At 38.8% G+C, this 12,859-nt stretch carries 9 protein-coding genes and 1 riboswitch; of the genes, 1 reads left to right on the forward strand and 8 read right to left on the reverse strand.

Going from position 1 to position 12,859, the window contains the following annotated elements:
* Position 1: 1 nt before the first annotated feature.
* From MKX73_RS16170 to dapF, 8 genes are all read right to left on the reverse strand, one after another.
* The gene (locus MKX73_RS16170; RefSeq protein WP_340718344.1) at positions 2-748 is read right to left on the reverse strand and encodes an amino acid ABC transporter permease; all 747 of its coding nucleotides are present in this window, start codon (positions 746-748) and stop codon (positions 2-4) included.
* Between the two features lie 120 nt (positions 749-868).
* Positions 869-1,705 carry a transporter substrate-binding domain-containing protein gene (locus tag MKX73_RS16175; RefSeq protein ID WP_340718345.1) on the reverse strand — a complete coding sequence of 279 codons (837 nt, stop codon included), beginning with the start codon at positions 1,703-1,705 and terminating at the stop codon, positions 869-871.
* Between the two features lie 114 nt (positions 1,706-1,819).
* A riboswitch (Lysine riboswitch) is annotated at positions 1,820-2,007 on the reverse strand.
* A 145-nt stretch (positions 2,008-2,152) separates the two neighbouring features.
* Positions 2,153-3,421, reverse strand: coding sequence for a 2-oxoglutarate dehydrogenase complex dihydrolipoyllysine-residue succinyltransferase (gene odhB, locus MKX73_RS16180; RefSeq protein ID WP_340718346.1), 1,269 nt, complete (start codon positions 3,419-3,421; stop codon positions 2,153-2,155).
* A gap of 93 nt (positions 3,422-3,514) precedes the next feature.
* Positions 3,515-6,322: a 2-oxoglutarate dehydrogenase E1 component gene (locus MKX73_RS16185; RefSeq protein WP_340718347.1), complete on the reverse strand. Its 2,808-nt coding sequence runs from the start codon at positions 6,320-6,322 to the stop codon at positions 3,515-3,517.
* A 315-nt stretch (positions 6,323-6,637) separates the two neighbouring features.
* Positions 6,638-8,035, reverse strand: coding sequence for a HAMP domain-containing sensor histidine kinase (locus MKX73_RS16190; RefSeq protein ID WP_340718348.1), 1,398 nt, complete (start codon positions 8,033-8,035; stop codon positions 6,638-6,640).
* A gap of 2 nt (positions 8,036-8,037) precedes the next feature.
* Positions 8,038-8,709 carry a response regulator transcription factor gene (locus MKX73_RS16195; protein ID WP_340718349.1) on the reverse strand — a complete coding sequence of 224 codons (672 nt, stop codon included), beginning with the start codon at positions 8,707-8,709 and terminating at the stop codon, positions 8,038-8,040.
* 118 nt (positions 8,710-8,827) lie between these two features.
* Positions 8,828-10,840 carry a diguanylate cyclase domain-containing protein gene (locus tag MKX73_RS16200; protein ID WP_340718350.1) on the reverse strand — a complete coding sequence of 671 codons (2,013 nt, stop codon included), beginning with the start codon at positions 10,838-10,840 and terminating at the stop codon, positions 8,828-8,830.
* A gap of 25 nt (positions 10,841-10,865) precedes the next feature.
* Positions 10,866-11,828, reverse strand: coding sequence for a diaminopimelate epimerase (dapF, locus tag MKX73_RS16205; RefSeq protein ID WP_340718351.1), 963 nt, complete (start codon positions 11,826-11,828; stop codon positions 10,866-10,868).
* A gap of 390 nt (positions 11,829-12,218) precedes the next feature.
* Between dapF and MKX73_RS16210 the strand changes: the two genes are divergently transcribed.
* Positions 12,219-12,767 (forward strand): GNAT family N-acetyltransferase, encoded by a 549-nt coding sequence (locus tag MKX73_RS16210; RefSeq protein ID WP_340718352.1) that lies wholly within the window; start codon positions 12,219-12,221, stop codon positions 12,765-12,767.
* Positions 12,768-12,859 lie beyond the last annotated feature (92 nt).

Raw genomic sequence — 12,859 nt, forward strand, 5'->3', positions numbered from 1 at the left:
CTTATTCACCATCCTTATCTAGCTTGTTGCCTGTAATGAGCTCCACTTTATACGAAGACGGTCCGTCCATCTTTTTCTCGAACAACAGCAAGAAGCGCGTTACAGTAAATGTCATAATAAAGTATAATACCGTCGCGATAAAGAACGCTTCAATATATTTATAGTTACTGCCCGCAATCGAATTCGCCGTAAAGAACAGTTCCACTACCGAAATGACACTTAATACAGATGAATCTTTAATATTCATTACAAACTGATTTCCTGTTGCAGGTAAAATATTGCGCGCTACTTGCGGCAGAACAATATGAATCATCGTTTGCAGGTGATTCATTCCAATCGCTTGTGCAGCCTCGAATTGGCCTTTATCAATCGATACGATACCACCACGCACATATTCGGCCATGTAGGCTCCTGTGTTTAAGCTGATAACGATTGAAGCTGCTAAAAAGCGGTCAATATCGATTCCTAAATAGACAAGACCGTAAAATACGACCATCGCCTGTACCATCATTGGCGTACCTCTGAAAATTTCAACATAAGCTGTTAAAATAAAATTAATGACTTTCAGAACAGCTGTTTTAATATTTTTCTTGCGTTGTGGAATTGTGTGCATAATTCCGATGAAAAATCCGATCAGTGTTCCGCAAATTGTCCCGATTATCGCCAAGAGAAGTGCAGTCCAAGCTCCGCGTACAAATAACTCCCAGTTGTCCGTAAACAAGTTCCATGATGATTCTAAAAATGCCATCGCCTTGTCCTCCATTTCTTTGTTTCTACTATTTATGTATGAAACCATAATTTTAATAGAAAAAGGTTGTCTTCCGTCTGCCGGCAAGACAACCTCATTAAAACTGTTAATGCTACACGATTATTGTGCTGCTGGTTGATTTGCAATTGCGTCTTCCATTAATTGTTGACGCTCTTCTTCCGAAATTTCAGCTAAAACTTTGTTAATTTGTTCACGTAAATCCGAACCTTTTTTCAAACCTACCGCTACAGCTGTTGACGCTTCGTCTGCTTCGAAGTTTGGTTCAGGGACAATGTATTTAATATTATTCAGCGCCATCTCAGCAGAGATACCTTCCGGACGTTCTGATACATATCCATCGATTGCACCAGACTGTAATTGAACGCGCATTGCACCGAAATCAGTTGCCGCTACTTGCTTTTGAACACCTTCGATTTGATCGATTACATCATAGTGTGTTGTCGCTTGCTGACCTGTAATTTTTGCACCTGCAAAGTCTGATAATGAAGTTGCATTTGCATAAGGGCCGTCTTCTTTTACAACAATGACATAGTCACTAGTGTAATAGTTTTCTGTAAAATCAATTACTTCCATACGTTCAGGCATTGGTGACATACCCGCAATTACCAGGTCAATGGCACCCGATTGCAATGATGGGATTAAGCCATCCCAGTCTGTTTTAACAATTTGTAATTCCATGTCCAGACCTTCTGCAATTTTTTTCGCAATTTCCACATCATAGCCTGCTGCATATTCCTTAGAACCTGCAATCTGAACTCCGCCATTAGCATCATCCTTTTGTGACCAGTTGAAAGGCGCATAGGCTGCTTCCATACCGATTTTAATCACTTTTTTATCCGAATCGGAACCGCTTGTAGTACCTTCATCGCTTGAACCACATGCTGCCAGCAATAACATTGTCATAGCAGTCAATAAAATCAATAGTCTCTTTTTCATAGAAAATCTCTCCTTATTTGTTAATTTTCGGACGCCGTATATGCAAAAAACGACCATAAAGAAGAACTTTAGGTCGTTTAAATTATAATTAGCCCGAATCCTCTACAGTTCCCATTTTGAGATAGCACAACTCAACCATCAGGGATATAGATGATTGAGACAGTTCTGCAATTATTCACTGCAGACCCAGCATTGTAAATTTGAGCGTTTACAACACTTCGGCGATATTTCCTTCTCTTATATTTCCCGGCCAGCTCATGGCTCCATATAAAACTATTAAGTATCGCGCCTCTACCTCACGAGATTGTGAGGTTTTGATATGAAATTGATATGTTTATATTACATTATTGCGACATTTCCGTCAACAATCATTTTTCTGAAATTTATCTGTAAAAAAAAGCTAATGCGCAATACGTAAAGTATCGCGCATTAGGAGAGTAAACTCTATTAAGAATTTAATAATAAATCTTCTGGGTTTTCGATCATTTCTTTAACTGTTTTTAAGAAGCCAACAGAATCTTTACCATCGATGATACGGTGGTCGTAAGATAATGCTACATACATCATTGGACGAATTTGAACTTCACCATTAACAGCTACTGGACGGTTTACGATTGAGTGCATACCTAAAATACCAGCTTGAGTACCGTTCATGATTGGTGTTGACATTAATGAACCGAATACACCACCGTTTGTGATTGTGAACGATCCGCCAGCCATGTCGTTTAAGCCTAATTTTTTGTCGCGTGCTTTACCAGCTAATTCTGCAATGTTTTTCTCGATTTCAGCGAAGTTTTTCGCATTTGCATCACGAACAACCGGTACTACTAAACCTTCTTCAGTTGATACAGCAATACCGATATCAAAGAAGTTGTTTAAGTGAATTTCGTCACCGTTAATTTGTGCATTTACATATGGATATTTCTTTAATGCTGCTACTACAGCTTTTGTGAAGAATGACATGAAGCCTAGTTTAATATCGTTAGCTTTCACGAACTCATCTTGTTTACGCTTACGTAATGCCATAATGTTCGTCATATCAATTTCGTTGAAAGTAGTTAACATTGCTGTTGATTGTTTTACTTCTAATAAACGTTTAGCAATTGTTTGACGACGACGGCTCATTTTTTCAACTGTTACACGGTCTGTATCAGCTGCTGGTGTAAAGATCATTGGACCATTACCTGCTGCTGGCGCTTGAGCTGCTGGTGCTGCAGGAGCCGCTGGTGCTGTACCATGTGCTGCAACGTCTTGTACACGTACACGACCTTGTGGATCAACAGGTGAAATTGCTGCTAAGTCGATGCCTTTTTCACGAGCTAATTTACGAGCTGCTGGTGAAGCGATTACACGCTCACCTGAAGTTTCTTCAACTGCAACTGGTGCAGGTGCTGCTTTAGGTGCTTCTTCTTTTGCTGGAGCCGGAGCTTCCTCTTTTGCTGGAGCTTCTTCTTTAGCAGCTGGTGCAGGTGCTGCGCCTTCGCCAGCTTCAACTACTGCGATTACTTGTCCAACTAATACAGTATCGCCTTCTTCAGCTAAAATTTGCTTTAAAACGCCTGCTTCTTCAGAGATGATTTCAGCATTAACTTTATCAGTTTCCAACTCAACGATGAATTCGCCTTTTTCTACGCGATCTCCAACTTTTTTCACCCACTGGGCAATTGTACCTTCAGTAATTGATTCTGCTAATTCAGGGACTTTAATTTCAGCCACGTTCATATCCTCCTTTAATTACGCTACACATTCATTGTATAGCAAGCCACTTCTATTTTAAATAGAAGCAGCTCTTTTTAAACAAATCATTTATTACTTTTCAAGTGCTTCGTTCACTAATTTAGCTTGTGCTGCTTTATGTGAATCGCCGTCACCTTCAGAAGTTGAGCTCATTGCAGGACGTCCTACATAGCGCACTTTTTTGCCTTCTGCGATATCATATAATGTTTCAAGAACGTATGTCCATGAACCTTGGTTTTTCGGTTCTTCCTGTACCCAAACTATTTCTTTAACATTCGGGAAGCGAGCGATAATATCTTTCACTTGTTGTGCAGGGAATGGATAAATTTGTTCCACACGAACAATGTGTAAGTGATCTAAGCCTTCGCCGTCTTTCACGCGTTCAGCTAAATCGATCATTACTTTACCAGTACCAAGCACTACTTTTTCAACCGCTTCTGTGTTTTTACCTAAACCTTCTTGCTCGATTACTTCTTGGAAGCGACCATTTGCAAGTTGTTCAGCAGTAGCTGCAGCTAATGGGTGACGTAAAAGTGATTTTGGAGAAACCACTACTAATGGACGTACACCTTCTGTACCTAATAATGCAGCTTGACGGCGTAATAAGTGGTAGTAGTTGCCTGCATTTGAACAGTTTGCTACGAACCAGTTATTTTCTGCAGATAATTGCAGGAATCGTTCCATACGGCTTGATGAGTGTTCCGGACCTTGACCTTCATAACCATGTGGTAAAAGAAGTACGAATCCAGATTTTTGGCCCCATTTAGCGCGTGCACTTGAAATGAAGTTATCAAACATTACTTGCGCCATGTTTGCAAAGTCACCGAATTGTGCTTCCCATACAGATAGTACATTTTGGTTTTCTAAATTATACCCGTATTCAAAACCTACAACACCTGCTTCTGTAAGTGGTGAGTTGTAAACAGTGAATGATGCTTTTGCACCTTCAATGTGATGCAATGGTGTGAATTCAGAACCATTATTTTTATCATGTAATACTAAGTGACGTTGAGAGAACGTACCACGCTGTGCATCCTGACCAGTGAAACGAACCGGTGTGCCATCTTGTGTGATTGTTGCATATGCTAATGTTTCAGCATGACCCCAGTCAATTTTGCCATCTGCGAAAGCATCACGGCGTTTTGCTAAAATTTTCCCTAACTTGTTTTGCGGTTCGAAACCATCTGCAAACACAAGTAAATCTTCATTAACTTTAGCCAGACGCTCAGCATCTACTTTAGTATCGATTTCAGGGAATTCGATTTTTAGTTCTTCCGGCATATTAGGCGTTACATGCTCGTCTTTTTCAGCCATTTCTTTTACATGATCATACGCAGCTTGCATTTCCGCATAAATAGCAGTATCTAAAGCTTTTACTTCATCCGCTGATAAAATGCCGGCTTCTGCTAATTCCGCACCATACAATGCACGAATCGGCTCATGTTTTGCAACTAATTTATATGTTTCAGGGTTTGTTACTGTCGGATCATCTGTTTCGTTATGACCGTAACGGCGGTAACCGATTAGGTCGATTACGATATCCTTTTTGAACTTCGCACGGTATTCCGCTACAAAGCGACCAACAGCTGCCACTGTTTCAGGGCTGTCAGCGTTTACATGAATAACCGGAATATCATAGCCTTTTGCAGGGTCAGATGAATACATAGATGAACGTGAATCATGTAATTCAGTTGTGAAACCGATCATGTTGTTCGCGATAATCTGTACTGTACCACCAGTTGTGAATCCTTCTGTTTGAGAGAAGTTAAAGCCTTCAGTAACAATCCCTTGACCAGCGAATGCCGCGTCACCGTGCAGGATGATACCGAATGCATTTGATGGATCATGTTTCGCAACGCCTGCTGCTGATACATCATCTTGTGCTGCACGTACAGAACCGATTACAATCGGGTTCCCTACTTCAAGGTGAGACGGGTTGTAGGCTAATTTCACGTTCAATCCAGAATCATGAGTATATGATGCACCCATATGATACTTAACGTCGCCAGTCCAGCCTTTTGTAATTTCTAATTTACCGTCTTCAGGGAAGAAAAGATCATTAGAAACGTGGGCGAAATCAGAGAACATCATATCGTATGGTTTTTTTAATACGTGAGTTAATACGTTTAAACGACCACGGTGTGCCATACCAATTCGAACGTTTTTTACACCTTTAGCTTCAGATGATTTGATAATTTCATCTAATAAAATAATTTGAGTATCTAAACCTTCTCCAGAGAAACGTTTTTGACCAACAAATGTTTTATGAATGAATTTTTCGAAGTTTTCAATGCGTGTTAAACGCTCTAATACTGCTTTCTTTTCTTCAGCAGATAACGTTTTTTTGAACGCTCCGCCTTCGACTTGCGCTTCGATCCAAGCACGTTCTTCCGCATTTTGTAAATGTGCAACTTCAACACCGATTTTGTCTGTATAAACAGATTTTAAGTAATCAATCGCTTCCTTACCGTTTGTAACACCTGCAGGAACATTTGCAAAAAATACTGATGCAGGAATAGCCTGTAGATCTGCTGCTGTTAAATTGAATACGCTTTCTTCAATGCGTGAAGTATCTAATTGACGATTTTTTAATGGGTATAAATCTGCTGCTAAATGGCCGTATTCACGAATTGATTCTGCCAACTTAACTGCTGCTAATACTTTTTTGTAGTCTCCAGTACCTGTTACTGCTGCTGTTACAACCGGTTGTTGACCATCTGCAAATACAGGACCACCGTAAGCTTGGAATAATTCTACTAGTTCCGGTTCCACTTCTTCAGGAGATTGCAGGAATAAGTCATACTGCTCTAATACATAACCTAAGTTAGGACCAGAAAACGCTGACCATGGAGAACCTGCAGGTAATACATTGTTCGACATGAAAATAACCTCCAAATTTTGCCTTATGGCTGTTCCAATAATTTACTTAAAAAGGTATAATATTGTATATTGCAATACAAAAATTACCTTCTTTTGTAAGTAGATAAATTAAGTACCCTCTTTTTATCTACCAAAACAAAGCAAATAATATTTTATCATTCTTCCACATGGACTAAAAGCACATTTTTAAACGGCGGAAGAACATTTTTTCCATCTCAATCTTACTACTCTTCACAAAAAATACAACTCTTTTTATCAAATTAAGCAATTTTTTTCGTGAACTATTGAAATAGTAATTAGATTGACTAAAATTATTCATTTTTTAAGAAGTTTAAGGTAAAAAAAGGTACCTTTCTGTAATTTACTTTCGACATCAATTTCCACTTCATATTTATCTGCGAGCATCTTCGTAATACTTAATCCGAGTCCAGTGCCGGCAATTTTATTTGTGCGTGAAGCATCCACCCGGTAAAACCGGTCGAAAATATGAGGTAAATGCTGTTCGGAAATTCCGATTCCATTGTCTTCTATCGTAATTGAAATCGGCGACTGTAATTCATTGTAATCGATTGTTACATGAAGATTAGGTACATTGCTATTATATCGTATACTATTACTGAAAATATTTCTAAAGATTTGCGCTAGAGCATGTTCGGTAATGGAGGCAGCCGTTTTCTCGCCGGTAACGGTCAGATGAAACTGTACGGCAGGATAAAGCTGCAGTAATTCATCTTTTACTTGTTCGTATACTTGTTCTATATCAGCTGAAGCCTGCCCATCTGCTTGCTCCCTTCTTGCCAATTGCAATAGTTCCTCAATCATTTTCCTCATACGCGCAATTTCGGTTAACGAAGTGTTTAATGATTCTTCCATCACTTCCGGTTCATCTTTACCCCACCGTTTGATTAATGATAAATGACCTTCAATTACTTGAATCGGCGTTCGCAGTTCATGTGAGGCGTCTGCAACAAATTGCTGCTGCTTTGTAAATGAAATTTCAAGTTCATTCATTAAAGTACGATACATATGAAGTAAATCACCAATTTCATCTTTTGCCGTATAATCAAATTCAGGCTGTGCGGTAAACCCGTTTTTTCGAACGAAACTCATTGCGTCCCGTAGCTGGACAAGCGGTTTCATCAGCATATTCGCCAAGTAATAGCTGATCATAACCGAAAATAGAATGGCACCGAAACCAATGATGAAAATTGTCGTCAAAATATAATTCATCATCGATTGAAAGGCTGCTAATGGATGGATCAGCTGCATAATCCCCTGAAATTGCCCGATTTGAACGACTCGGTGGATGACGTAGCTTTCAGATCCTGAAATCACCTGCTTTTCAATCACCGTTGAAAAATAAGTTTGATTATTTGGCAGTTGTGCAGCCGGCGCAGCATCATTGATACGCATTACTTCAATCCCATCGAGATTAAATACACGCACTGTTTGTTCCTGATTTAAAATAGCTTTCATCAAAGCGGTGTTATTTTGGAGCGCCTGTACTGTAACAGTGTTGCCCTGTGATTCGAAGTAGGTTGTCATATCATCAACCGTCCGCAGTGCATTTTTTTCCTCATTATGAATCAGCCATGTTTGCAATGCGATATACAGTACAACAGATATAAGGGCGTAACTTACAAAGATCGTTATACCGACCGCAAGCATCCACTTGGATTTTAAAGAAAGGTTCAGTAGTTTGTTCTTCATCATCCTCACCCGCGCATCACATATCCAACACCACGTACTGTTTCAATGTACGGAGTATTTTCTGTTTGCAGTTTTGAACGTAAATGGCGAATATATACATCGACTACATTAGTTTCTACCTCAGAATCAAATCCCCAAACCACTTCCAGAATACGCTCCCTTGTACATACATGATTCCGGTTCTCCACAAGCAGCTTCAATAAATCGAATTCTTTTCTTGTAAGCTCGATCTTTTTATTTTCAAACATTACTTCATATGCCTGTACATCGATTTCCAAGTCTCTTAAAATGAGCTGCTTCGGTTTTTGGGTATGCCGGACTCTCCTTAATATCGAACGGATCCGGGCTAGCAGTTCTTCAATCGCAAACGGCTTCACGATATAGTCATCTGCCCCCGCATCCAATCCTGAAACACGGTCCATTACTTCATCACGTGCAGTTATTAACAGAATCGGTACATCGCTTGTTTTCCGTATTCTGCGACATACTTCAATCCCGTTTAATTGCGGCAGCATGACATCGAGCAAAATACAGTCGAATTGTTCACTTTCCGCCAATTCCAGACCAGTCCTCCCATCATATGCAACAACGGTTTCAAATTGCTCGTGCTTAAGCTCCAGTTCAAGGAAACGTGCAATATTTTCTTCATCTTCAATAATTAAAATCTTCTGGTTCATCAGCTTCCCTCTCTATCAACAATATATATTTAGTGTACCATTTGTATTTTACATCAGAAAAAGAATACGGAATAAATTTCCGTATTCTTGTAAGTGACATATGGATGTGAAGGAAGTGCTAATTGGAAGATTGTTTCGCTTTATATAATGCCTGATCTGCCAAATCAATAAGCACATCCAGATTTACACTGTGCCCTGGATAAATGGATAGACCCATCGAGGCAGTAGGTGAAAAATGCGATCCTCGAATCATCCACCCGATTTGCAGATTTTCTTTGATTCTGTCCATAATTTGAGCTAGTTGAACAGAGCGTTCAGTTTCATAAAGGGACAGCCCTGTTAAAACAATTAAAAATTCGTCTCCGCCCAATCTTATAACAAGGTCTTCGTTTCGTACACTTCGAACGAGCGATTTACCGAATTCAATTAAAAACTCATCTCCGACATCATGCCCGTATACATCATTTACTTGTTTAAAATTGTCTCCGTCAAGATATAAAATCGCCAGGCAAGTGCCTGTTTCATCCGCTTCGGCTTTTAGAAGCGGAAAGTCCTTGTACAGTTTCCGCCGATTCCCCAGCTGCGTCAGGCTATCATGATACGCTAAATATGTTAATTGATCTTCCAGCTGCTTGCGCTCGGTAATTTCTCTTGAAACCATGACAATTTCCGTCATTTCATGGTTTGTCAGATCGAATGTTAGCGTATAATTCCCTTCCGTCCATATCGTACTATTATCTTTTTTATACAAAAGCAATTCAATTTTCTGTTCTTCTACTAGATCAACCGTTTCCGGGTTCAATGCTTCGTGCCACAGTTGAACACTTTCAGGCTTCAACAATTCATCGTACGGTACACCGATCAGCTCTTCTTCCAGGTAGCCAAGTTTTCTTGAATAGGAGGGTGAAGCATATTTAATTTTGCCGTAGCGGTCTGTTACGACAATAAAATCATTTGTGTTTTCAGTAATTGCTCTGAAGTTGCGTTCAATTATATAAAGGTCGGACATTAATTGCTTTTCAGACGAAATATTATATTGAACCATTAAAAACTGCTCAACATTCCCCGGTTCATTTTTCAAAGGGATCATAGTGGAATCCACCCAATAAATATCGCCATTCTTTTTACGGTGACACACTTCATCACGCCAAATTTCTTCTTTACTGACTTTTTGCCAGTAACTCGTTGAAGCCGAATCGGATTGGTGTGTTGAGTGAAGAAAATGGTAAGGCTTACCGATTAATTCATCTCGTGTATAGCCTGTACTTTCAATCACCCGCTCATTGACTTCCATAATAGTACCGTCAACATCTGTAAAAATAACGTCGGCGAATGAATTGATTGCATTTTTGAACATTTCCAGACCATGTGATGCGGTGCGTAATGCCTGTCCCTGTTTTATAAACTCCGTAATTTCCTGCAATATAATAAAAACGGCAATATTTTCACCATTACTCGTGAGCGAGGAAAAAGAAGCGGTAAAACATCGCTTTTCATTATGTTTATCGTTAAAAAACAGCATTTTTGATTGAACATTTTCTCCGAGCTGCGTACGTTTGATATAGCTTTTTAATTTTTTTGCCGTTTTCCTATCTATAAAAGGCATGTCCAATATACTTAACCGGGAAGCATCTTCTGTTTGAATATTAAACTCTTCCAAAAATTTTGTGTTTGCTTCAAGAAATTGCAGGTCATTGGACACTAAAATTGTTGATAAAAACGAATTGGAAAATAAGGAACGCATAAATAAATATTTATCTTCCAAATCAAGACTCATCGACACTTCCTTTGTCATTGCCAAAATATATTGTTTCCCGTCTTGTACTATAGGAATAGTTGTCGTTCTTTGTTTGCGAACGTTCATTTTTTCATAGGTGAAATCTTCAAATTCCACTTGTTTATTTTGTTCGATTGTTAAGTCATAATGGTGAATAATCGTTTTTGCCACTTGGGACGGGATTACCTGATCAATCGTTTTGCCGCATGGATTCGTATTAATCAAAGTTACTGCAGCATCATTGACGAAAATATAACGATACTTTTCATCTGTTTTTTCCATAAAGAACACAGCATCATTACTATTTTTGAATAACAAATTCAATAGATCCATTGAAAAAATGGAACTCATCATCCTCGTCCCCCTACTTTACCGATCTTTACAGAAAGCTTTCTATTTTATCTTTCACAAAAAGTTTGCATTTCTCATATTGGATTTGCTCTCCTGCCGGCTCAAAATGTAGCAGCTGTATTTTTTCGTCCTGAATTTCGAATTCATATTCCCCTAATACCGTTGCATTTCCGATGAGCGCCAATTCCCAGTTTCCTTCGTTATTTGAAACTTCACACTGAACGAACCCCCCCGGGTTATAGACGGTTACTTTACTGTTCGTAACGAATCCTTCAATAGAAGCAATCAGTGCAGAGGCAGTCATTGCAGTACCGCAGGCATTTGTAAAACCTACGCCCCGCTCATAAGTTCTGACAAATATTTCATCTGGCGATAATGGCTGAACATAGCTGACATTCACTCCATCGGGACAATATTCATTTTCGCTGTTCAAATAGGCAGCGAGCTGCTGCTGGTGGGTCGTATTTTCGATATATTCTAGATCCACAACTCCGATTAAATGCGGGTTCGGTACAGAAATCGCAGTAAAAGGAATTTCTTCTGAAAAAGCAGGAATTATTTCATGGCGCAATTGTTGTTTATTATCAATCTGCATTGGCAATGATGATAATTCAAATGAGATGGGCGAGATTTCTACCGAATATGTAGGAAGCTGTTCAAAAATAGATTCCTCACGTTTTACTTTCAAACAGGCATGCATTGTTTCGATAACCGCTTCATTTACATTTAATTTTTCGCACACATACCGCGCGACACAGCGCAATCCATTCCCGCACATTGAAGCTTCCGAACCGTCTGCATTGATAACGCGCATTTTTGCATCTGCAACGGAGGATGGAAGCACCAATAATAAGCCATCTGCTCCACCATCATTGGATGGATCGCATAATTGTTTTGTGATATTCACAAAATGAAATTGTTCATCATATAATGCTTCGTATAAATAAAATGTATTGCCAGAACCATGAACTTTTGTTAGTTGGATATTCATATTTTGTGCCTCCGCGTTCTCTCTTATTTTATTATATTATACTTTTAAAAAATTCATCTTGTCATTAATAGTTTTTATTTACGCATTTTTCTGAATATATCGACTTTTAACAGAAAAAAATGTTTTTTTCGAGCTTGAAAGTTGCGACAAGAGAAGATATTATAATAAACTGTAGATATATTTCTTATTTCGATATTGTTATTAATTGTCTAGGATAGAGCGAGACATACGAATTATGCATAATAGTTTAACGTCAAATTCTTTTAGGTAAGATCAAGCTCGAAATGACTACTGCCTTATGATAAAGAACCTTTTAGCATCAGAAGATTATTTGCACCATTTCTTTAACAACAGGCTCTACCATTTTCTTCTTAAAAGGAGGCGTTTCACATGTTAAAACAAAGAGAACTTCATGAAACAGCAGAATTATACGAATTATTACGTCATCCGTCTGTGTTTCCATTCGTACGTCAGAAAGCGACATCAGCTGAAGAGTATTTATTTATGACCAAACAATTAATAGAAGAAGAACAAATCGGATTAACGATCTCACGTACAATTGTAGATGATTGGGGTGTCCCGATCGGAACAATCAGTATTTTCGATATCCAAGATGGTGCCGGCTTTTTAGGAACATGGATCGGCAAGCCATATCAAGGCATCGGTTATAATCAGAAAGCGAAATTAGCGTTTTTAAATGAACTGTTTTTCGACTATGATTTCCATACAGTTTTCTTACGCATTCGGGAAGAAAATGCACGTTCACAGGCAGCCGCATTAAAATTACCTTATGTAGTGGATGCTGAAGAATCGAATCCGTCACTTTTCGCAGAAATTAATCAAGGCGTAAATAAATTCCGTCTTTTCAAAATTCCAAAAGATCTGTTCTATTTAACAACTGCAAACACGCACGAGGAAACAGAAGAACAGGCAATGTAAAGAAAAAGTTTCAAGTCTCGATTCCCTTCTTTACGCTTATATGAAATCAGTATGATAAATATTCCTTAAACAAAACAAGGGGCTACCTTAAA

The sequence above is a fragment of the Solibacillus sp. FSL W7-1436 genome (genome assembly GCF_038007305.1).
Taxonomy (GTDB): Bacteria; Bacillota; Bacilli; order Bacillales_A; family Planococcaceae; genus Solibacillus.

Bases quoted from the DNA above. Each gene is read 5' to 3' on its own strand.
- dapF (WP_340718351.1), bottom strand. From the start codon at position 11,828: ATGAATATCCAACTAACAAAAGTTCATGGTTCTGGCAATACATTTTAT.
- MKX73_RS16200 (WP_340718350.1), bottom strand. From the start codon at position 10,840: ATGATGAGTTCCATTTTTTCAATGGATCTATTGAATTTGTTATTCAAA.
- MKX73_RS16175 (WP_340718345.1), bottom strand. From the start codon at position 1,705: ATGAAAAAGAGACTATTGATTTTATTGACTGCTATGACAATGTTATTG.
- MKX73_RS16185 (WP_340718347.1), bottom strand. From the start codon at position 6,322: ATGTCGAACAATGTATTACCTGCAGGTTCTCCATGGTCAGCGTTTTCT.
- MKX73_RS16195 (WP_340718349.1), bottom strand. From the start codon at position 8,709: ATGAACCAGAAGATTTTAATTATTGAAGATGAAGAAAATATTGCACGT.
- MKX73_RS16170 (WP_340718344.1), bottom strand. From the start codon at position 748: ATGGCATTTTTAGAATCATCATGGAACTTGTTTACGGACAACTGGGAG.
- MKX73_RS16190 (WP_340718348.1), bottom strand. From the start codon at position 8,035: ATGATGAAGAACAAACTACTGAACCTTTCTTTAAAATCCAAGTGGATG.
- MKX73_RS16210 (WP_340718352.1), top strand. From the start codon at position 12,219: ATGTTAAAACAAAGAGAACTTCATGAAACAGCAGAATTATACGAATTA.